The sequence below is a fragment of the Candidatus Sororendozoicomonas aggregata genome, assembly GCF_031528575.1.
GTDB lineage: Bacteria > Pseudomonadota > Gammaproteobacteria > Pseudomonadales > Endozoicomonadaceae > Endonucleibacter > Endonucleibacter aggregata.
In genome coordinates, this window is sequence record NZ_JAVLSP010000073.1 from 1 (window position 1) to 21,216 (window position 21,216).

18 protein-coding genes are annotated in these 21,216 nt (G+C 47.2%); 6 read left to right on the forward strand and 12 right to left on the reverse strand.

What is annotated here, in order from left to right:
* Nucleotides 1-241 precede the first annotated feature (241 nt).
* From surE to dnaE, 6 genes are all read right to left on the reverse strand, one after another.
* The gene (gene surE, locus V4C51_RS13045) at nt 242-991 is read right to left on the reverse strand and encodes a 5'/3'-nucleotidase SurE (protein WP_330926612.1); all 750 of its coding nucleotides are present in this window, start codon (nt 989-991) and stop codon (nt 242-244) included.
* Nucleotides 969-2,024, reverse strand: a complete 1,056-nt coding sequence (gene truD / locus V4C51_RS13050; RefSeq protein ID WP_330926613.1) for a tRNA pseudouridine(13) synthase TruD — start codon at nt 2,022-2,024, stop codon at nt 969-971. The genes surE and truD overlap by 23 nt, the downstream gene beginning before the upstream one ends.
* Before the next feature lie 87 nt (nt 2,025-2,111).
* Entirely contained in the window at nt 2,112-2,585 is a 474-nt protein-coding gene (ispF, locus tag V4C51_RS13055) for a 2-C-methyl-D-erythritol 2,4-cyclodiphosphate synthase (protein WP_330926614.1), read from the reverse strand.
* On the reverse strand, nt 2,585-3,319 hold the full coding sequence (ispD, locus tag V4C51_RS13060) for a 2-C-methyl-D-erythritol 4-phosphate cytidylyltransferase (protein WP_330926615.1): 735 nt from the start codon (nt 3,317-3,319) through the stop codon (nt 2,585-2,587). Before ispD ends, ispF begins: the two co-directional genes overlap by 1 nt.
* An 11-nt stretch (nt 3,320-3,330) precedes the next feature.
* Nucleotides 3,331-3,657, reverse strand: coding sequence for a septum formation initiator family protein (locus V4C51_RS13065; RefSeq protein ID WP_330926616.1), 327 nt, complete (start codon nt 3,655-3,657; stop codon nt 3,331-3,333).
* 198 nt (nt 3,658-3,855) lie between these two features.
* On the reverse strand, nt 3,856-7,365 hold the full coding sequence (gene dnaE, locus V4C51_RS13070; protein WP_330926629.1) for a DNA polymerase III subunit alpha: 3,510 nt from the start codon (nt 7,363-7,365) through the stop codon (nt 3,856-3,858).
* 287 nt (nt 7,366-7,652) lie between these two features.
* On the opposite strand from dnaE, the gene V4C51_RS13075 reads away from it, so the two are divergent.
* Complete coding sequence (locus V4C51_RS13075) at nt 7,653-8,510, forward strand: hypothetical protein (RefSeq protein WP_330926617.1); 858 nt, start codon at nt 7,653-7,655, stop codon at nt 8,508-8,510.
* A 124-nt stretch (nt 8,511-8,634) separates the two neighbouring features.
* Entirely contained in the window at nt 8,635-9,261 is a 627-nt protein-coding gene (locus V4C51_RS13080) for a hypothetical protein (protein WP_330926618.1), read from the forward strand.
* Between the two features lie 148 nt (nt 9,262-9,409).
* Here V4C51_RS13080 and pstB read toward each other — a convergent pair whose 3' ends face one another.
* The 4 genes from pstB to pstS all read right to left on the reverse strand — a co-directional run bounded on the left by pstB (nt 9,410) and on the right by pstS (nt 13,164).
* Nucleotides 9,410-10,255, reverse strand: coding sequence for a phosphate ABC transporter ATP-binding protein PstB (gene pstB, locus V4C51_RS13085; RefSeq protein ID WP_330926619.1), 846 nt, complete (start codon nt 10,253-10,255; stop codon nt 9,410-9,412).
* Nucleotides 10,252-11,097, reverse strand: a complete 846-nt coding sequence (gene pstA, locus V4C51_RS13090; protein ID WP_330926620.1) for a phosphate ABC transporter permease PstA — start codon at nt 11,095-11,097, stop codon at nt 10,252-10,254. Before pstA ends, pstB begins: the two co-directional genes overlap by 4 nt.
* Nucleotides 11,094-12,008 carry a phosphate ABC transporter permease subunit PstC gene (pstC, locus tag V4C51_RS13095; protein WP_330926621.1) on the reverse strand — a complete coding sequence of 305 codons (915 nt, stop codon included), beginning with the start codon at nt 12,006-12,008 and terminating at the stop codon, nt 11,094-11,096. Before pstC ends, pstA begins: the two co-directional genes overlap by 4 nt.
* Before the next feature lie 130 nt (nt 12,009-12,138).
* Nucleotides 12,139-13,164: a phosphate ABC transporter substrate-binding protein PstS gene (pstS, locus tag V4C51_RS13100; RefSeq protein ID WP_330926622.1), complete on the reverse strand. Its 1,026-nt coding sequence runs from the start codon at nt 13,162-13,164 to the stop codon at nt 12,139-12,141.
* A 638-nt stretch (nt 13,165-13,802) separates the two neighbouring features.
* On the opposite strand from pstS, the gene V4C51_RS13105 reads away from it, so the two are divergent.
* Complete coding sequence (locus V4C51_RS13105; RefSeq protein WP_330926623.1) at nt 13,803-14,285, forward strand: hypothetical protein; 483 nt, start codon at nt 13,803-13,805, stop codon at nt 14,283-14,285.
* A 200-nt stretch (nt 14,286-14,485) separates the two neighbouring features.
* Here V4C51_RS13105 and tilS read toward each other — a convergent pair whose 3' ends face one another.
* Both tilS and V4C51_RS13115 read right to left on the reverse strand, forming a co-directional pair.
* The gene (tilS, locus tag V4C51_RS13110; RefSeq protein WP_330926624.1) at nt 14,486-15,844 is read right to left on the reverse strand and encodes a tRNA lysidine(34) synthetase TilS; all 1,359 of its coding nucleotides are present in this window, start codon (nt 15,842-15,844) and stop codon (nt 14,486-14,488) included.
* Nucleotides 15,845-15,927: 83 nt separating this feature from the next.
* Nucleotides 15,928-16,881 carry an acetyl-CoA carboxylase carboxyltransferase subunit alpha gene (locus tag V4C51_RS13115; RefSeq protein ID WP_330926625.1) on the reverse strand — a complete coding sequence of 318 codons (954 nt, stop codon included), beginning with the start codon at nt 16,879-16,881 and terminating at the stop codon, nt 15,928-15,930.
* A gap of 795 nt (nt 16,882-17,676) precedes the next feature.
* Between V4C51_RS13115 and V4C51_RS13120 the strand changes: the two genes are divergently transcribed.
* From V4C51_RS13120 to V4C51_RS13130, 3 genes are all read left to right on the forward strand, one after another.
* Nucleotides 17,677-18,726 (forward strand): serpin family protein, encoded by a 1,050-nt coding sequence (locus V4C51_RS13120; RefSeq protein WP_330926626.1) that lies wholly within the window; start codon nt 17,677-17,679, stop codon nt 18,724-18,726.
* Nucleotides 18,727-19,077: 351 nt separating this feature from the next.
* Nucleotides 19,078-20,115, forward strand: coding sequence for a serpin family protein (locus V4C51_RS13125; RefSeq protein ID WP_330926627.1), 1,038 nt, complete (start codon nt 19,078-19,080; stop codon nt 20,113-20,115).
* Between the two features lie 288 nt (nt 20,116-20,403).
* Nucleotides 20,404-20,913, forward strand: coding sequence for an RDD family protein (locus tag V4C51_RS13130; protein WP_330926628.1), 510 nt, complete (start codon nt 20,404-20,406; stop codon nt 20,911-20,913).
* Nucleotides 20,914-21,216: the final 303 nt, after the last annotated feature.

A 21,216-nucleotide genomic window follows, 5' to 3' on the forward strand; every position in this document is an offset into this window, starting at 1 on the left:
AGAAATTGAGGATAAAAATTTCTGCTTCTGAGGATAATAGTGGGGCTATTTGACGAAGAAGCAGGAATTTTTAGACCCATTTATCGCAACCGCAGTAGGTTAGTCTATTCTCGGTCAGGCTCCTAGCTCCCCTGTAGCGAAACTGCCCCTCGCTGATCACCCGCCCCCTTATTGTTACAATGCTGAACAAAGAGCAAAAAGAAATGACAGATTTGATCTGAACTATCACTACCCATTGAGATCAGATGCATTCATAAGGTTTTAACCACTGCTGCACGGCAGGCAACCCAGCATGGGCGGTCTGGTCTGCACTCAGGGGTGTCACAGACACAAAATCATTGGCAACCGCATGAAAATCCGTGCCCTCACCCGCATCATCAGGCCGACCAACCTTCCCTATCCAATACGCTGAACGCCCTTTAGGGTCAACACTTTCTATGGGAGGCTGCGGCCAACCACGGTGACCGAGCCGGGTCACTTTAAAACCTTTCAACCTGTTACACTCAGGGATATTCACATTTAACACAGCACCACTTCCCGGAACCAAATCGGGTAACCTTGACAGCAAATCACTCACAATACGACCTGCGGTCAAAAAAGCCTGTTCTCCACCACCACATAAAGAAACCGCAAGCGTCACCTTTCCTGCGAAACGCCCCTCAAAAGCTGCGCCTACAGTGCCGGAATACAACACATCATCCCCCAGGTTCGCCCCATGGTTAATTCCTGTGATAACGCACTCAGGCGGCACCTTTAACAAGTGAGTCATGGCTAGATTCACACAGTCCACTGGCGTCCCGTTTACTGCATAAAAGCCATTAGGTTGCTCTACTATTTTCAGCGGCCTGTCTAACGTGAGCGCATTACTTTGTCCTGAGCAGTCTCGATCAGGGGCAACAACCAGGCAATGCCAGTGCTTCGACAACGCCTGGTACAAGGCAGTAAGCCCTATCGCAGATACTCCGTCATCATTGGATAGCAGAATGGTCAATAGCCGCTCCTTCCTGACAAACAAGGGCTTCCCGCAATACTGAGGTGGCAAAGGTGCCTTTCGGTAATCCAAAACGCACATGCAGTGTCTGTTTGTCCAACCAGTGCCACTCCATCCCCTGGGGCTGCAATAACAGCACACGCCGCTCCTGATTTAGCCCCGCATTTTCCAACCCGTCACACAACACCTGATAAGGTGCAATGGCAGCAGATTCAAGCAAATGACAGTCACTACTGGAGCTCAAGCGCCCCCTTCCCCATAAAGGTCCCGTGGGGCATACCTCTCTCTGCTCAAAACGGGGTTTCAACGCTTTATCGGATATGTCAAAAATCAAACTGTTATTGCCCTGAAACCCCAAAACATCACCCGACAATAGTATCTGCCATTTCTGTTGAGCAATACGATCACTCAGCGCCTTATTAAATAGCCAGGAACGTGCTGCTGATAAATACATTGACCGCTTGTTGCGAGGGAGCCGTAACGAGCCGCCAAACAATGCAACGGCTTTCTCTATATTACGGTTGTTATGCCCAAAGCGCTGAGATCCAAAATAATTAGGCACGCCCTCTTCAGCAATTAATGACAGACGCTTGTCAATATCCCGCCGCTCACCAGCAACATCTCGCAGTGTAATGGCAAAATGATTGGCCTTTAAAGCCCCAACGCGCAATTTTCTCCGATGCCTTGCTTGCTCTATCACTGTCAGTGTTTCTGTTTCAAAGCTTGACCACTGAGGGTCTGGCATGCCTGGCAGAGACAGGCAAAACCACTGCCGGGTAATGCCCTGACGATCCTTCCGGCCAGCATAACTGATAGCCTTTTTCGACAAACCACAACATCGGGCCAATTGACCAGCTACCCAGTCAGTGTTGTGGCCCTTTTTTTCAATCATTACCAGTAAATGCTCGCCCTCACCATCGGGTACAAAAGGGAGCTCTTCAACCACCCGAAAATCTTCAGGAATTGTTTTAAAAAGCCCCGACCCGACAGGGCCACCACAGGCATAATGCCAGTTGAAGAAAAATTCATTCATAAACCATAGTCTGTAGGAAAAAACAGATTAAACCAGCACGCCTGCCCATACGGATGCTTGAAACAGCACGAAAAGCAGCATGAAGAATCACGCCGGAATAAGTAAAGCAACGGCATGTACCGCAATGCCTTCCTTTCGCCCGGTGTAGCCGAGCTTCTCAGTGGTAGTGGCTTTGACATTGAGCTGATCGATTGCGACATTCAAATCTTCAGCCAGAAAGGTACGCATCGTCTCAATATGGGGTGCCATTTTAGGCGCCTGCGCCACAATCGTACTATCAACATTACCTACAAGAAGACCCTGCTCCTTCAACAACGCAACAACGTGCCTTAACAACTTGCGACTGTCTATACCGGAAAACTCAGGATCAGTATCAGGGAAATGCCTGCCTATATCACCGAGACCCGCACCACCGAGCAGGGCATCGCAGATAGCATGAATCAATACATCACCATCTGAGTGTGCCACCAGCCCTTTCTCATAGGGAATACTCACGCCACCGAGAGTCACCTGGTCACCTGGACCAAAACGGTGGACATCAAAACCATGACCAATACGCATTAGGGGTTCTCAATCAATTTTGCCTGTTGTTCTATGTACAAAGAAGCCAGTGCCAAATCCGGGCCACTGGTCACTTTAATATTATCGCTGTGACCATCTACCATCAGGGGCCTGTACCCCTGCATCTCCATAGCACTGGCTTCATCTGTAATGGGGGTTTCCTGCCGTATTGCACAACGCAACGCCTCGGACAGCATTTTTTTCCGAAACATCTGAGGGGTAAAAGCATGCCAAAGACCTGCACGCTCGACAGTTTCAGTAATGGCACTATCAACCCCTGTCCGCTTCATTGTGTCCCGCACCTGAGTTCCTAGCAACCCACCAACCGGATGCTGTCGTAAACACTCCACCAACCATTCCAGATCGGCCAGACGGACACAAGGCCGGGCAACGTCATGCACTAATACCCAGTCTCTACCATGGGCACAGCTATCAAGCACCTCCAGGCCATTGATGACTGACAGATAGCGCTCTGCCCCGCCTTCTGCCGTCATCACCCTGGGATCATTTAAAACCGGCAACTTGCTAGCATGCTGATCGTTTTTCGCCAACACCACCACAATTTTCTCAAGCAGCGTAAACTGAAGCAGCCGTTCAAGGGTATGCTCCATCAGGGTTTTCCCCTGAATTTCGAGATACTGCTTGGGGATAGCCACATTCATACGTTGACCAATACCCGCAGCGGGGACAACTGCCCAATACCGGGGAGAAAAAATAGTATCAGACTCGCTCACAGCCCTACACCTTATTCGTATATCAAATAAAAGGTTTCATCCTGCTCAATCATTCCCAGCTCCTGCCTGGCTTCCTTTTCAATGGTTTGCAACCCCTTCTGAAGCTCAATTACTTCATTGGCAAGACGCTGATTTCTCAAGGCCAGGCGGTCACCTTCCTGTTGCTGCAAGGCAATCTCTTCTCGCAGGGAGACGATTTCTGCAACACTGCCCTCACCTGTCCATAATCGTGCCTGAAGATAGACCAGTATCACCATCAGCGATGCAATAAAGAATCGGAGTGTCATTACTATAGAAGAAGCCTGTGGATAATGGTGGAGGATTGAGGGCAGTGGCATCAAAAGCTTACCAATAAACCGTCATCCCCGCGAGGGCAGAAACCCATGACAACAGTCCATGACGAACTTCACGGAACGACAAGGGGCTATTTTTCACCGCCACTGCCTATACTAAGCGTATTGTATTACAGGCAGTAAACGGTGTCAGGGACGCATGAGGATCTCACTCACCGCACCGTGGAAATAACCGCACCGGTTTTATACATACTCAACCCTAGCGGCATCACGGCCTAACCATTGGTGAAGATGCTGTATCAGCTCATCACTAGGACTAATATACCAATCACTGCCCAGTACCAGGTTTGCTGATGCATCCACACGGGTGTACTTTATCTGCACGGGTAAATTACCCTGGTGGTTACGAATCACACGCCCCAGGCGCTGAGAAAAATCTTTCTGAATGCGCTCACTGGACAATAATAAAACCAATCGTTGAGCATAATAACTCCGGGCATCCACCACGTTCATGATTTTTTTAGCGCGGACTTTCAAACCACCGGAATAATCATCGTGGTTGACCTCGCCTTCCACCACTAATACGGCATCTTTTTGAATCAGTGACTGGTACTCATTAAAAGCATCAGCAAACACTGAGACTTCAATGCGCCCCGTTCGGTCGTCAAGGGTGATAAAAGCCATTTTATCACCCCGTTTGTTTTTCATGATGCGCAAGTCAACCACCAATCCTGCTATATTCTGGCTATCCCCCCGTGACGGCTGAATATCCTTGATACGGTGACGAATAAAGTGCTTGATGTCATTTTCATACTCATCGATGGGATGACCTGTTAGATAAAGCCCGAGTGTTTCCTTCTCGCCTTGTAGCCGCGCTTTATCTGACCATGGATGTATATCAACATAACTGGCATAGACATCTTTTTTACCAGTTGGCACCAAAGATCCAAAAAGATCTCCGTGTCCTGAGCTTAAACTACGTGCCGCTTGTTCTGCCGCCTTAACAGCTTCTATCTGAGAGGCCTCAAGTACGCCCCGGTTATAGCCTAATGCTTCGTGAATACCCGATTTTGGGCCAAGTCTGTCAACGGCACCAGAGCGAATCAATGCTTCTAAAACCCGCTTGTTTACCCGTTTCAAATCAACCCGCTCACAAAAATCAAACAGATTAACAAATGCCCCTCCTTCCGACCTGGCCTGAACAATGGCCTCAATGGGCCCCTCACCGAGACCCTTAATGGCACCCAGACCATAAACAATGTGGTCATCTTCATTCACTTTGAACATGAACTCACCGCTGTTAACATCCGGGGGTAAAACCGTCAGCCCCATGTTGCGGCACTCCTCGATGAAAGTCACCACTTTATCCGTGTTCTGCATATCAGAACTCATCACTGCCGCCATAAACTCAGCCGGATAATGGGTTTTCAACCACAACGTCTGATAAGAGACCAGGGCATAAGCTGCCGAATGAGACTTGTTAAACCCGTAACCGGCAAACTTCTCCACCAGATCAAAGATTTTCATGGCAAGTTCACCATCAATACCATTTTGCTTGGCCCCGGCCTCAAACACCGCCCTTTGTTTGGCCATTTCTTCGGGCTTTTTCTTCCCCATCGCCCGGCGTAACATGTCGGCACCACCAAGGGTGTAGCCCGCCAGCACCTGGGCAATCTGCATGACCTGCTCCTGATACAGGATAATACCGTAGGTCGGCTCAAGAATTGGCTGCAAGGAGTCATGCTGATACTGGGCATCAGGGTAAGAAACCTTTTCGCGGCCATGCTTGCGGTTAATAAAATTATCCACCATCCCAGATTGCAATGGCCCAGGGCGAAACAGCGCAACAAGGGCAATGATATCTTCAAAGCAATCCGGTAACAGCCGCTTGATAAGGTCTTTCATCCCCCGGGACTCCAGCTGGAATACAGCAGTAGTCTCACCTTTTTTCAGCAACGCGAAGGCGTCGGGGTCTTCCAGATCAATGTGCATAATATCAAGCTGACTTTCCCCCCGTGCCAGACGCCTGGGATTAATCATCTTCAGCGCCCAATCAATAATAGTCAGGGTTCTCAAGCCTAAAAAGTCAAACTTGACCAGCCCCGCTGATTCCACGTCGTTCTTATCGTACTGGGTGACAATCCCTTCACCGTATTCATCACAATATAAGGGCGCGAAATCGGTCAATTTTGTTGGCGCAATCACTACCCCACCGGCGTGCTTACCCACATTCCGGGTAACGCCCTCGAGCTTTAACGCCATTTCCCAGATTTCAGCAGCCTCTTCATCCTGGGACAGAAAATCGCGAATAACCTCTTCCTGCTCAAAGGCCTTATTCAGTGTCATGCCAATTTCAAAGGGAATCATTTTGGACAGGCGATCGGCCAGACCGTAGGACTTACCCTGCACCCTGGCAACATCACGGACAACCGCTTTTGCCGCCATGGTGCCAAACGTAATAATCTGCGACACCGCTTCCCGACCGTAGGTGTGGGCAACATAGTCAATCACCCGATCCCGGCCATCCATACAGAAATCCACATCAAAATCTGGCATCGATACCCGCTCAGGGTTCAAAAAACGCTCAAACAACAAGTCATATTTAATGGGATCAAGATCGGTGATTTTCTGCGCGTAAGCCACCAGAGAACCCGCACCTGAGCCCCGCCCCGGCCCCACCGGAATCCCGTTATTTTTCGACCATTGAATAAAGTCCATCACGATCAGGAAGTAGCCGGGAAACCCCATTTGTAAAATGGTATCAAGCTCAAAATCGAGACGGTCACGGTAAACCTTTTCTTTCTCGGTGTAATCAGGGTCATTGTTATCAAGAATAACGGCCAGGCGTTCGGTTAACCCGTCGTGGGAAAACTCCCGGAAAAACTGATCCATGGTTTTGTCGTCAGGAATGGGGTATTCGGGCAGGAAATACTCGCCAAGGCGCATGTCCAGATTGCAACGCCTGGCAATCTCAACCGTATTCTCAATAGCTTCGGGAATATCTGAAAACAGTTCAATCATTTCCTCTTCTGATTTCAGGTACTGCTCTTCTGAATAGGGCCGCGTCCGACGAGGATCATCAAGGGTAGCACTTTCACCAATACAAAAACGGGCTTCGTGGGCATCAAAATCATCCCGTGATAAAAAGATAACGTCATTAGTGGCCACCACCGGGCAGTCATGCTCGCTGGCCAATGCCACAGCCCCATGCAAATACTCTTCATCACCCATACGATGGGTTCGTTGGAGTTCCAAATAAAACCGATCTGGAAACGCTGCCATCCATTCCCGCAATTGATTGGCTGCCATTGCGCGATTACCGGCCAGCAGCGCCTGACCTATATCACCGTCCTTGCCGCCAGAAAGGGCAATCAAGCCTTCATTTTTCTCTTTTATCCATTCTCGTTTGACAATGGCACGACCGTGGTGCTGATTTTCAAGATAAGACTGGGAAATAAGTTCGGTCAAATTGCGATAACCGGTGTCATTCATGCTCAGCAAAACCATTCGGCCTGGCTCACAGTCACTGTCAGGTCTTGACACCCAAAGATCTGCGCCACTAATGGGCTTAATGCCTGCAGCCATGGCAACACTGTAGAATTTCACCAGGGCACAGAGATTCGACTGATCCGTCAATGCTATCGCTGGCATACCTGCTTCAGTCATGGCTTTGACCAGCGGTTTAATTCTGACCAAACCGTCTCTGAGGGAAAATTCGGAATGCAGTCTCAGGTGAATAAAGCGTGCAGGCATGGTATGTATGAGAGTCATAAAGAAGGATCTTTATTCTAGGCTCTGCTGGCATAAGAATACAATCTCGGTGGCAACAAAAACTGTTGCCCAAACACGCAGGGCTAGGAGCCTGTCGGACTTAAGACAATTTCGGCCTAAAATCCAGAAAGCGCGGCCAGAATTTCCGATCAATTTGATTAAATAGGTCAACTATTCGCGCAAATTGATAGAAAATTCTGACTCGCCCTACTGAATTTTATGCTCGAAAGCATAAGTCCGACAGGCTCCTAGCAGCACAGGAGGCAACAATGCCACAGTATTTCCCCTTCGGACTCATACTTCTCCCTGCCTTTGCGGGACTGATTGCCTACCACTTTTTATTCGATACTTCCCGTGCTGTTTCTGTCCCGTTACTTAAGGTTGATGATTCCATAAGGCTGCTCTCACCCGAGGGACAACCCCGCTGGTATCGACAACTGGAAACCGATGCTTCCCCCTGGCAATACGGTGTTATTCCGGCCATCACAGAGAAAGATAACCCGACAATTTACGAAGTCAGTTCTGTGAACCCAACATCGGTGCCCTCTAGACAACAGCAGCAAAAAGCAGACACCTTCAAACACTCAGTGATGGAGGCAGCCTACAGCAACGGCTGGGATAATATTGAACAAGCGCGAGCGGATGGTTTTACTAATTCACCGCCTCTGGACTTTTTGCATTACGCCAACCCCCAATACACCCGGGACAATGAAACCCTGAATCCTGAAAAACCAGAATTCTTAATGTTTTACCCCTCAAATAATGGGCTGGTCCTGGCCGGTGCCATGTTCCTCACCACAGCGCATTATGACAAAGGCCAGCAACTCGGTGGGGTCAACACTCTCTGGCACTTTCACACCTCTTACCAGGCCTACTGTTTTAGAGACAATCTGATGGTTGAATTTGAGGCTTCCGGCCAATGCGACGGGACAGCCTCACGCCGCTCGCCAGAGATGCTCCATGTCTGGTTTGTGGATCACCCCAAGGGCGATTATGCCACGGATATGTGTTTACCGGCAGGCGTCATTGAAGGGTGGGAAGGGCGAAAAAGCTGGGAAGCCGAGCTGGAAAAACGGGCAAAAAAACACTTTAACATACTGAAGGATAAGCATTTTACAGTACACTGATACGATAAAAACGAACTCACCCGAACAGTGTATAAAACGAAAGTCTTACATACTTTTGTCCAGTTGCCAGGAAAATTGACGCGCGCATAATAACAGCATACCAAGGCAGACAGGAGAAATGAAAATGATAGGGATAACAAATAGCACACACACTCCTGCGGGATTTGATTCAAAGGCTGCGCAAAATTCTCCAGGTAAAAGTTTTGACGGTAAAACAGTAACCCTCGTTCACCATACATTTAATAAATGCGCCTTACGAACATTAGATCAGGCCGCTAAACAAATGGCGAGAAAACCCGGTATTCCTTCGAAAGTTATCGGTGTTTCAGGTCAGGTATTCGTAGCAGCCCTTGAGTCAGAAAATTTCAAAAAAGGCGTTCATAACATTTGTGAGTTAATGACAACGACTCAAAATTCATCGAAAGGTCAGCAACCCCTTTCGCCGCAAGCCAATGATGGCAAGGTAGCGACTAAAAAAGACACGGACTTGCCAACAGGTTCCGGGCACTTATCTTCCACCCAACCAGAAACCATTACTCAGAAAAGACTCACCCGATCCATCAGCGCACCTGCTAATCTATGTCAACAATATGGTAATCAGGATCTTGAAAATTTAGCTACAAAAAACCCAACAAGCTATTTTCAGCTGGATAAACCTGTGACAAAGAGAGCAATAAGCTTGCCTGCGCTTGCTCTATTTGTCACTACACACGGTGTTTCTGCCCAGGGTTCAGACGTGACAACATCATAGACTGATCCGAGTACTGTTTAGTCTCTACCCGTCTGGAAAAAATTAGTTTTTAATCAAAAAAAACGGTTGAGCTAGTCGTTAAAGGACTATTAGTTCAACCGTTTTTTCACTGTCCCCCGCATATAAAGCAGGGCTATGATTCCAACACTTAGCCAAAGTCACCGGCAATATAATCGCGGGTTCGCTTCTGTGATGCCTGGTTAAAAATTTTACTCGTCTGATTAAATTCCACCAACTCACCTAAATACATAAAGCCGGTATAATCCGAAATACGCATCGCCTGCTGCATATTATGCGTCACAATAACAATGGTGTACTTCTCACGCAGCTCGGTAATCAGCTTTTCAATGGCCGAAGTGGCCAGCGGGTCCAGCGCGGAGGTTGGTTCATCCATAAGAATCACTTCTGGCTCAAGGGCAATAGTGCGGGCAATACACAAGCGCTGTTGCTGACCACCCGACAAACTGCTGGCATCAGCATTGAGCTTATCTTTCACTTCTTCCCAAAGATGCGCTCTACGCAGCGCTTTTTCAATACGCGCTGCCATGGCTTTTTTGCTGAGGCCCCCTTTAGTCTTCAAACCAAAAGCGATATTTTCATAAATCGACATGGGGAAAGGCGTTGGTTTCTGGAAAACCATGCCAACTTTCGAACGAAGGTCATTCAGGTTGACATTGCGCTGCAAAATGTCACTGTTATCGAGCATTATCTCACCTTCAGCGCACTGTGGGCCGTACAAATCAAAAATACGGTTCATGGTGCGCAAAAGGGTAGACTTGCCGCAGCCTGATGGCCCAATGAGTGCCGTTACCTTATTGTTATAAATCGGCATATTCACATTTTTCAGTGCTGGCTTCGCCCCTTTGCTGTAATAAAAGCTCAGGTCACGCACTTCCATCCGTGGTACCAATGGCGTGGAACCAAGAATGTTTGCCACATTGTCTACAGACTCAACCACAGACGTATAATCAGAGGCCAGGTTAGCATTCATCATTGTGCCGCCTTTCTTGATTTAATCCAACGCGGGAGTGCGGTGGCTAAAATATTAACGATTAAAATAAATACAGTGATCAGTAACGCGCCAGCCCAGGCCAGCTCATTCCAGGAAGAATAAGGACTCATGGCAAACTGGTAGATAGTCACTGGCAGATTTGCCATGGGTTGGCTCATATCCGTGGTCATAAAGCTACTGTTAAGGGCCGTGAACAACAGCGGTGCCGTTTCTCCGGTAATACGGGCAACAGACAACAATATACCTGTGATAATCCCAGGCCCTGCCGCACGATAGCATAGCCTGGTGATAACACGCCAGCGCGGAGCACCAAGGCCACTGCCTGCTTCTTTCAAGGTTTTAGGTACCAGATTCAGCATCTCTTCTGTGGTGCTGACAATAACGGGCAACGCCAGAATTGCCAGTGCCGTGGCACCTGCCCAGCCTGAAAAACCACCGGTTGTCACTACCACCAGTTTGTAGACAAACAAACCCACCAGAATAGACGGAGCGCTCATCAAAATTCCATTTAAAAAACGCAGGGCTTCGGCAACTTTGGAGCGCTGGCCAGACTCGGCCAACCATGTACCAGCGAGCACGCCCAAAGGGGCCGCAATGGCAATACCCAGCGCGGTGAGCATCAGGCTGCCCACAATGGCATTTTTCAACCCGCCATGGCTACCCGGCCCTGGTGTTAATTCAGTGAAGATATGCGTCCCCATACCCGCCAAACCTTTGCCCACCAGCGCGTACAAAATACTGGCAAGAACACTGAGACCAAATAGCGCGCAAGCCAGGCAGAAGCCTTTAAAAGCCAGGTCCTTCAGCTTTCTGACCGACATCATGATGACTTCCTCAACAGCAAACGGGCTATACCCATGACAATAAAGGTCAGAATAAACAATACCAGCCCCAAGCTAATCAGCGATGAAATATGCATGGCATTAGTGGCTTCATTAAACTGTTGGGCAATGGTTGACGATATTGAGCTGGCAGGCATAAACAATGACGTTTCAATCCGGTTAGCGCCACCTATCACAAAAGCCACGGCCATGGTCTCACCCAGGGCACGGCCAAGCCCCAAAATACCTGCGCCGACGGCTGCATTTTTAATACTGGGCAACAATACCCGTTTAATCACTTCATAGGGTGTGGCTCCCACACCGTAAGCGGCTTCGCGCACCACGTTGGGGATGGTCTTTAAGGCATCCCGTGTTAACGCAGTGATAATAGGTAGAATCATAAAGGCCAGAATAATGCCAGCAGTCAGTAGTCCAATACCAATGGGTGGGCCGTCAAACCAGGGGCCGATCAGAGGAAGATCCACCAGATTTTCCAGAGCCCAGAACTGAAAACCTTGTGAAAACCAGGGCGCAAAAACAAACAGTCCCCACATGCCGTATATAATACTGGGTACAGCAGCCAGTAACTCTATGGCCATACCCACTGGGCGGCTGATCCACCGTGGTGCCAGTTCCGCCAGAAAAATTGCTGTCCCGAGTCCAACAGGAATGGCAATCATAATGGCAACCAGGGATGATACTAGCGTTCCATAAATGGCTGAGGCTGCACCAAACTGGCTATTAACAGGGTCCCAGACATTACTGAAAATAAAACCCGGGCCAAACTCAACCAGCGCTTGCCAACCGCCATCTATCAGCGACAAAATAATGCCGATCAACACCAGAAATATGAGTATGGCGCTGGACAAACTCAGCTTGTGAAAAATTGAGTCGCCATTAACAGCGCGAGGCATCGTTAGTGCAATCATAATTATGAGAACAACAGCGAACCGAAACGCTTCGATTCACTGTCTTAAGTGCTTCTCCGATCAATATCTCGAAGGCATAAGCCGCATCACTGCCACTTACGCCTGCCCAATGTCGTTATTTAATGAAGGTTTTACCGTTGGTGGTCAGGGCCTCTTTCCAGAGATTTTTTACCAGATTCACCACACTATCAGGCATGGGGATGTAATCCAGATCCTGGGCATACTGATCACCATGCTCGTAACTCCACTTAAAGAAGTCGACAATTTGCTGGGCTTTTTTCGGATCAGCCTGTTCCTTGTGCATCAGGATAAACGTCGCGGCTGTCATCGGCCAGGAGTCAGCACCAGGCTGGTTGTTCAGCAAGAGCCGGAAGCCTGGCGCATTCGCCCAGTCAGCATTCGCCGCAGCTGCCTGAAAAGTTTCTATGGAAGGCTGCAGGAACTTGCCTTCAGCACTGGCCATCTGTGTGTGGGTAAGCCCGTTTTGCTTGGCAAAGGCATACTCCACGTAGCCAATGGAGTGAGGGGTCCGGTTGACAAAGTTAGCTACACCCGCATTACCACTACCACCGATAGTGGTGGCCTTTTCCGGCCAGGCAATATCGGTATTTCTACCAACATTTTTTTTCCATTCAGGGCTAACCTGACTCAGGTAATCGGTAAAGTTGTACGTGGTGCCAGAGCCATCAGAGCGGTGAATGACATAAATGGACTGATCTGGCAAATCAAGGTCTGGATTCAACGCTACCAGCTGTGGGTCATTCCATTTTTTAATGTTACCCAGGTAAATATCTGCCAGTGTCTTGCCATTAAGTTTCATGGCACCTGGCTTAACACCCGGTATATTGACCACAGGAACAATGGCACCCATCACGACAGGAAACTGAATCATACCTTCTTTGTTCAGCTCTTCCTGCTCCAATGGTGCGTCACTGGCACCAAAATCCACTGTTTTCGCGGTAATCTGGCGAATACCCCCACCAGAACCAATGGCCTGATAATTAACGCGAATACCCGTTTCTTCCTGGTACTTCTCGGCCCACTTGGAATAAATGGGGTGAGGAAAGCTCGCCCCCGCCCCATGAATGGTATCATCCTCAGCGCTGGCCGAAAAAGACGCTGCCATAACAAGTGAGCTCATCAAAATAGACTTCAGTAATTTCAAGCTATGTCTCCCCCAGAAAAGCTGAGATATCGTGCAATTCAAATAGTGTGATGACAATGAGAATAGGCAGATAATATTGCAGTAATATTACAGCGATATTGGGGTTTTATTACAGAAACCACTATAAATGGTTTTCATCTATAACCTCAGTAATGGAATAGCGTCTCAAACGTTATATTCATCGTCTTTTTAACTACCGCAGGCGCTGACAAGCTGAACGCCAACCCTGCGTTGCGACGCCTGTCAATAACAGACTTTACTCACCTTTTCGCCTGTTCTAGGAGCCTGACCGAGAATAGCGCCCGTAGCGAGGATTACGAGAAATTTTTAGACCAATTTATCGCAACCGCAGTAGGGTAGTCTATTCTCGGACAGGCTCCTAAGGTCCCGTTTGTCAGCTCATTACAGTAGTTAGAAAAAACTATTGGCATAAGTTGCAAATATCAGAATCATCTACCAAGCTTGAGTCAACTGGCCCACCACTCCAGTGAAACCCCTTCGCAGAAGTGAAACCACCGTAACAGTTGTGGAACCAGTCCTAAAGCCATTTAAAGGTCATACTGTGCGTAGTCTTTTGAGATGGTTTTTCAGAAGTCAAATCTGGAGTCAATACTATGCGACGCATCATTTATTTAATATTCACCACTTTATTATTTTCTATCCCACCTGCCTTCGCCGACTTTACTGTTAAAAATAATTCCGGTCAGAGTGTGCAGATTAAACTCTTTGTTTTTTCTGGCTTTGAAGAGTATCCGCTGGCATTTAACGTCGCCGCTAACAGTCAGCAAACCCTGGGTGCATCTGACGCTTATGCGGTCTCGATTGACACCCAGTTTCAGGGTAAAAAACTTAGCTTTTTTCCATGGAAAGGACCTATCCGCTCCAGAGACGTATTCAAAGACTTTGTCTTAACCATCGATCAAAGTGGGAAAATCTCCCAATGCACTTTCAAGCCTGATCCAAAGTATAACGGCTGTGAGACGATGAAGGCAGGCGGGGCAGGTGGCAGCTGCGATCCAAACGCTAAATATAATCCTTACGAGTCACCGTATCTTTACCCATGTGATTACACACCCGCCGCCCGGGTAAGCAAATAAACTACAAAGCACAGAAGCCAGTCAACAACCCACTGATATTGGACTTGTGTTGATCGACCAATGGTTCCTTCAGGAAGTCAGAAAGGCCATTGGCCATTGGTGTAACAGTGAACGTGTGCTGCTCTTAACCCCACGAGTAACCCCACGAGCCAATCTCATTGTTTTATCCGGAAAAAACACCACAAGGATCTACCGGTTAGTCAATACACATCCCAAACCACTTCATGACCTGCTCCTTCTTTTGCTTGAAAGCCTTCACAGACCCACACGCCTGGCGCGCAGATCATAGAGTCGCCCCGAAACACAAAAGGAATACGCTGTCGCAACCAAGGAGGCACCTGGTATTCCTGTAACCACCGCTTAACGGTTTTTCGCCCCTTACGACCGGCAACGGCAAGCTTCATAGCTGGATCAATAGCCATACGGTTTTTAATACACAGCGGCCCTGCTGGCAGGGCAACAGCTTGCCTGGTGCTGGTCATCAGCGCCTTTACACCTAAGCGCCCAAAGGTATCATCCAAAAGCACAAGCTCTTTCCGCCAGTCCCAGGAAACCTCTTTACATTGCTCAACAGGCGGATGTGGCTGAGCAGCCACCAGCATTCCCCGATAACGCCGAACCTCACACCCTGCCCAACACATTAACGGACTTGCCTCTTCTTTCGCCACTATTAATTCATCAAAGACACGCCCGAGCATTTCACGCCCCGGAATCGGGAGGGTTTGCTGCTTTAACCAATGGCGAATCACCTGCTGCCGAAGGGCAGCCTTCATGGTTTGTAGTTGAGATATGACTAATAACGGCTTATACCCCAGTAACCATTGAGGTTTTGTTATAGTTGCCATAGCCACCTGTTCCGCGATCATCCCATCGCGTTGCTGTTTCACTGCCTGGCATTCATCAGCCAGTGATGCCAACCGTGATGCCACTGCAGGCCAACGCTGGTCTATCTCAGGCAGCAGGGAGTGGCGAATATAATTACGGGAAAAATGCTGATTGCCATTAGACGCATCCTCAATATGCGTTAACTGGTGCTTTCGCACGTAGTCAACAATGGCAGACCGACTTACTGACAGCAGTGGACGCAACAACATGCCTTGCCCTAAAGGGCGGTTGGCTGGAATGCCTGATAAACCATCAATGCCAGTCCCCCTGAACAGACGAAACAAGAGGGTTTCTGCCTGGTCATCCTGATGATGCCCCTGCAACAGACAATCCCTTGTTCCTAACGCCTGCTCAAATACCCGATAACGCGCTGAACGAGCAGATTTCTCCAGCCCTGTACCGGTGCCAGTGGCAACCGAGACCCTGGTTATCTGGCAGGGTACAGACCACTGCTCACAGAGCGATTGGCAATGTTCTGCCCACTGATCTGCCTGATCAACCAGCCCATGGTGCACGTGTATCCCACGGAGATCTCTGAAGTGCCCTTGATTCCTGAGAGTTACCATGCAATGCAGAAGAACCGTTGAGTCAATACCACCACTGAATGCCACCACATAACGATGGTTTTTAACAGGGAAAAGAGCGTCTAAAACCATCTCGGGCAGGGATGTCATAACAGGCGGTCACTCAATAATCCGATCAATAAAAAAGGCGAACGTTTCGCCTTTTTATCGTAAACCGGGACAGTTCTCAACCGTCAAGACAGCGCCCCATAGCCGCGAATTTTCTTATATCGGCGCTCAAGCAACGCATCATGACCCAAAGCGGATAGCTTATCCAATTCTTCTTGCAGTACCGCCTTCAAGCTCGCTGCCGCCGTATCAGGGTCACGATGGGCTCCGCCAAGGGGCTCTTTGACCAGGGAATCCACCAAACCCAACTCTTTCAGTCGTTCGGCCGTCACCCCCATGGCTTCTGCCGCTGTGGAAGCGTACTCGGCCTTTTTCCAGAGAATAGAAGCACATCCTTCAGGTGAAATCACTGAATAGGTGGAATAACCCATCATCAACAGATGGTCACAAACGCCTATAGCCAGCGCTCCCCCCGAGCCACCTTCCCCAATCACCGTGGAGATAATCGGTGTTTTCAGGCGGGACATAACCCCCAGATTCCAGGCAATCGCTTCACTTTGCCCACGCTCTTCAGCACCAATACCCGGATAGGCGCCTGGTGTATCAATAAACGTCATGATGGGCATCTTGAATCGTTCAGCCATTTCCATCAGGCGGCACGCTTTTCGATAACCTTCAGGCCTGGGCATACCGAAATTTCTGCGCACCTTTTCTTCAATTTCCCGCCCTTTCTGATGGCCGATCACCATCACTGGGCGACCATCAAAACGGGCCATACCCCCAATCAATGATGAGTCATCAGCAAAATGCCGATCACCGTGTAACTCATCAAACTCGGTAAAAATACGCTCAATGTAATCCAGCGTATAAGGCCGCCGTGGATGGCGAGCCAACTGAGCAACCTGCCAGGCAGTCAAATTGGAGAAAATTGATTCTTTCAGGCTGTTGCATTTCTTCTGCAGCGTACTGATTTCTTCACAAATATTCAGCGAAGCATCACTACCCACCAGGCGAAGTTCTTCAATTTTTGCCTCAAGTTCAGCAATCGGCTGCTCAAAGTCGAGATAGTTTGGGTTCATAGAGTCCACTTACTCAGCTCGCAAGGAGACTGACCAAAATAGCATCCATCAGAATACGGCAATTCCGAAAGGGTAGCCTATTCACAGACAGCCTGCCGACGAATATGTCACTCCTGCTGACTAAAGCCACAGGTGATTATAGTCAAAAGCTCACTGTGCTAAGCCCACTACTCAGGGGCATCCACAGGAACCAATTTATGAAAAAATAGGTTTAAAATACGAAAACAGGCCATTAAAGTCGAGTAAAAAAGGGTAACACCCCGTAAAACAGGCTAAAACAACGACAATACCAGCAAGTTCCCCTGACCAGTCGTTAGCCATTTCTCCTTCAACTGTTGAGCTATCTGATCTCGGCAAAAATGGTAAGATCCCTTGAACCAGGTTATGACGTGCGCTGCCCCCCTTCCACAAGCTCAGCATGAACGGAATACAGCCGTATTTTCCTGACATCGTCTTCCCTGAAGCGTGTGAGTCTGTTGGAAAAGAAATAAAAAACACGCCAGTCAGAGGTCAAACTAATTCTTCTTATGACTATTTAATTGCCTGATTCCGCCTGGCTATTTGACTTGAAAGAATATTTGAAGCGTCATCATCCATTGATTGGTACTTCAGGATAGTTGATCACCACGAGCCTGTCGGACTTATGCTTTCGAGCATAAAATTCAGTAGGGCGAGTCAGAATTTTCGATCAATTTGTACGTTAAATACGACAGGCTCCTATTAATAATTTGCTTTTTTTTTAAAAACCCTCACTATATTCATTCTTTATTTATTCACTACCTTGAGGTAACTATCATGACATTTTTTACCCGTAGCAAAAATGACGACTTTTTCTCACCCTCGTTGATATTCCTTATAGCTTTTCAATTAACTCTGGTTTATTCCGTACCTGAAGCTCACGCTTCTTTCAAAAATGACCTTAACATTCTTCAAGAACAATTAAAGAAAAAAGAAATGGAAGGACAAGAAGAAATCAACATTATTCTTTCACCTTACCTGATAAGAACATCAAATCATATCGCAGCCAATATATCCGATGCTATCGTGGGAAAAAAACCACCCTTGCCTATGCCTGAACTTGGAACCAGCTTTAAAGGACTTCATCTTGTTTCAAAAACGCTATATATTGATGAACACCTGTACAAATTTAAAATCCCCCATACCTCATCTTATGATCTGAAAGAGCAAACAACTGAATTTTTCGCCCAGGAAATCAATGCGAAAATAGAAAAAGAAACCAATGGAATGATTAAAAATTTTGCAGAGATAGATACCCTGAACTCGCCAACAATTAAATATATCCTCTATACATGGTTCTACCAAAAGGTAAACTGGGAAAAACCATTCAGTGTTCATGAACAAACCATGCTATGGAATGGTAAAGAAAATAACCAGATTCAATGGATGGCCCAAAAAAGAACCATGCGTTATAGAGAAAAAAACGGGCTAGGCATAGTATCAATTCCCATTAAGGAACAGGGTATTAGAGCCATTATTATTTTCGATAAAGAAAGGGCTTTAGATATAAAAAGGACTGAAGATATTTCATGGCTTCTTGATAATCCTACGGGCAGAAGAGAAGTAACGCTAATAATGCCTCAATGTGATTTTAAATACACCTTCCTCAGCTCTACTTTTGACCACGACATCAAACATGCCGCGGCTTTGAAAATTGACCGAAATGGGGCTGAAATTGGCGCTGCTGCTTCCTACAGAGCACACCGTGGATCTTCTATTGAACACAATCCCATTAACCCTATAACAGTTATTATTAATCATCCTTTTATTTTCGGCTTTGTTAAAAATAAATCGCTGATTGGCGCTGCCTATATCAATCAACCCTGAACCTATTGATAATAACAATAACATGGAAGATACTCAGCTCAACTTATTGTGAGCGCTGCTGACCAAAAGCCACAGGTGATTACAGTCAAAAGCCCACGGCTCTATCCGGTACTTATGGTACATGTACAGGCGTTCATTTATTAAAAATAGAGTTGAGCTACGTAGCGGCAAATAAGCGAAGCCCCAGAAGCCAGTAAACAGGTAATGACTGGGTGAACGAGCGCCACCAGAAAAACTGAATTTTATGCTCGAAAGCATAAGTCCGACAGGCTCCTTAGTGATAACTTGCCTTTTTCGTAACATCTTTACTATATTCAGGCTTCATTTAATCAGCATATTGAGGGATTACGAATGATTTTCTTTGTCAATAATGAACATAAAAGATCTTTTTTGTTTCTACTCATATTCTTTATTGCCTTTCAATCTCAATCACCTTTTTCTTATTCTTCGCCTGCTCCCCTTGGTTCTTTCCAGAAAAGTCTTGATATCCTTAAAGATCAGTTAAAGCAAAAAGGGAAAAAAAATATTGTTATCGCACCACAACTGATAGCGCTATCAAATCTTGCCGCAGATAAAATGAAGTGTATTCTTCGTAATGAGACACCCTTTCCTATACCTTATGTTGGAACCAGTATTAAAGGATTCCACCTTGTGTCAAAAAGTGTAAATATTGATGAACACCTGCCCAAATTCAACCTTCCTTACACCTCATCTTCCCAACTGGCACAGCAAACAACGACACTTTTCGCTGAGGAACTCAACAGTAAAATAACCAGAGAAACCCATGGAATGATTCAAGATTTCGTAGAGGAAGATCTTCTGAACTCACCCACCATTAAATATATTATTTATTCATGGTTATACCAAAAGGTGGCCTGGGAAAAGCCTTTCAGCCCTTATAAAAAGACCCTATCATGGAATGGTGAAGAAAACAGCCAGATTCGATGGATGGAAAAAGAAACGGCCATGGGTTATATTACTAGAAGTAATTTAGGGTTGATATCAATTCCCGTTAAAGAAGACGGTATTAAAGCCGTGGTTATTTTTAATAAAGAAAGGCATATACATTTAAGCCAGACTGAGGATATTTTATGGCTCCTCGAGAACTTTACCGGCTTGGAACAAAAATTTCGTTTAGTCATACCTCAATGCAATTTCACCTACAGCTTCTTTGATAATAGTCTCGACCAACACAGTAAACACAGCGCGGCTTTAAAAATTAATCACCAAGGGGTTGAAGTTGGCGCTGCTTCTTATCATTCATCGTATCGCGGTTTTAGACGTGCCCCCCCTGAAGAAGTCATTATTAATCATTCTTTTATTTTTGGCCTTGTTAAAGACGATTCTCTGATTGCCGCTGCCTATATCCATCAACCCTGGGTTAATTGATAATAACAATACGATGGATGGTACTTAGAAGCAGTCTTAACAGTCTGCCCGTAGCGAGGACTGCGACTTTTTAGACCCATTTATCGTAGCCGCAGTAGGAGCATGACTTTTAAGACTGCTTCTTAGCACTGCCTTAAACAGCCGTTTTTGTGCAGTAAACGACGCGAATGCTGGTTTTGCGAACACCACAACACCCGTTGAGCTATGAGTGTGTCCGAAAGTGACGTGAAACAAACACGATAAGCCAGTATGATGCCCCCTACTTATGTCCACTAACCCGTATTTTTCATGCCGCTTTCTATTCAACCCACTCAACCTCCTCAATCTCCTCAACTGCCTATCGCCCCTTTATGGCGCAGACTGACGGCGCTTATCTACGACACCTTACTGGTAGTTGCGCTTTTTATTCTGACGGCCTTTATTAACCTGGGTATCCAATTGGTCTACTACGGCGAGCCTCATCTGAAACAATTAACAGAAGACGGCCACACCCTCGACAATGGTGGACTCTACCTTGCCCTTGTCGCCGTCACTTATGCTTTCTTTACCTACTGCTGGTGTCGAAAAGGACAAACGCCGGGCATGAAAGCCTGGCGCGTTCGCCTGGTGACAACACAGATGCAGCCCGTTACCCTGAAATCGGCAACCATCCGCTGGCTGGCGGCGATTCCTTCGCTGCTACTGTGTTTTGCAGGCACGCTATGGATGGTGGTTGATCCCCAGGCAAAGAGCTGGCAGGACCGCGCCTCTAAAACAATGATTGTAGTACTTCCCAATCTAGGAGCCTGTCGGAATTAAGACAATTTCGGCCTAAAATCCAGAAAATGCAAGAAAATGCAAGAAAGTACAAGAAAGCGCGGCCAGAATTTCCGATCAATTTGCTTAAACAGGTTAACTATTCGCGCAAATTGATCGAAAATTCTGATTCGCCCTACTGAGAAGCAGTCTTAACAGTCATGCTCCTACTGCGGCTGCGATAAATGGGTCTAAAAAGTCACTTTTGTTCGTCAAATAGTCCCGCTATTCTCCTCACAAAAGCGACTTTTTATCCTCCATTTCTCGCAGTCCTCGCTACGGGCAGACTTTTAAGACCGCTTCTGA

Bases quoted from the DNA above. Each gene is read 5' to 3' on its own strand.
- truD (WP_330926613.1), bottom strand. From the start codon at position 2,024: ATGAATGAATTTTTCTTCAACTGGCATTATGCCTGTGGTGGCCCTGTC.
- ispF (WP_330926614.1), bottom strand. From the start codon at position 2,585: ATGCGTATTGGTCATGGTTTTGATGTCCACCGTTTTGGTCCAGGTGAC.
- V4C51_RS13065 (WP_330926616.1), bottom strand. From the start codon at position 3,657: ATGCCACTGCCCTCAATCCTCCACCATTATCCACAGGCTTCTTCTATA.
- dnaE (WP_330926629.1), bottom strand. From the start codon at position 7,365: ATGCCTGCACGCTTTATTCACCTGAGACTGCATTCCGAATTTTCCCTC.
- V4C51_RS13075 (WP_330926617.1), top strand. From the start codon at position 7,653: ATGCCACAGTATTTCCCCTTCGGACTCATACTTCTCCCTGCCTTTGCG.
- V4C51_RS13080 (WP_330926618.1), top strand. From the start codon at position 8,635: ATGATAGGGATAACAAATAGCACACACACTCCTGCGGGATTTGATTCA.
- pstB (WP_330926619.1), bottom strand. From the start codon at position 10,255: ATGATGAATGCTAACCTGGCCTCTGATTATACGTCTGTGGTTGAGTCT.
- pstA (WP_330926620.1), bottom strand. From the start codon at position 11,097: ATGATGTCGGTCAGAAAGCTGAAGGACCTGGCTTTTAAAGGCTTCTGC.
- pstC (WP_330926621.1), bottom strand. From the start codon at position 12,008: ATGCCTCGCGCTGTTAATGGCGACTCAATTTTTCACAAGCTGAGTTTG.
- pstS (WP_330926622.1), bottom strand. From the start codon at position 13,164: ATGAGCTCACTTGTTATGGCAGCGTCTTTTTCGGCCAGCGCTGAGGAT.
- V4C51_RS13105 (WP_330926623.1), top strand. From the start codon at position 13,803: ATGCGACGCATCATTTATTTAATATTCACCACTTTATTATTTTCTATC.
- tilS (WP_330926624.1), bottom strand. From the start codon at position 15,844: ATGACATCCCTGCCCGAGATGGTTTTAGACGCTCTTTTCCCTGTTAAA.
- V4C51_RS13115 (WP_330926625.1), bottom strand. From the start codon at position 16,881: ATGAACCCAAACTATCTCGACTTTGAGCAGCCGATTGCTGAACTTGAG.
- V4C51_RS13120 (WP_330926626.1), top strand. From the start codon at position 17,677: ATGACATTTTTTACCCGTAGCAAAAATGACGACTTTTTCTCACCCTCG.
- V4C51_RS13125 (WP_330926627.1), top strand. From the start codon at position 19,078: ATGATTTTCTTTGTCAATAATGAACATAAAAGATCTTTTTTGTTTCTA.
- V4C51_RS13130 (WP_330926628.1), top strand. From the start codon at position 20,404: ATGCCGCTTTCTATTCAACCCACTCAACCTCCTCAATCTCCTCAACTG.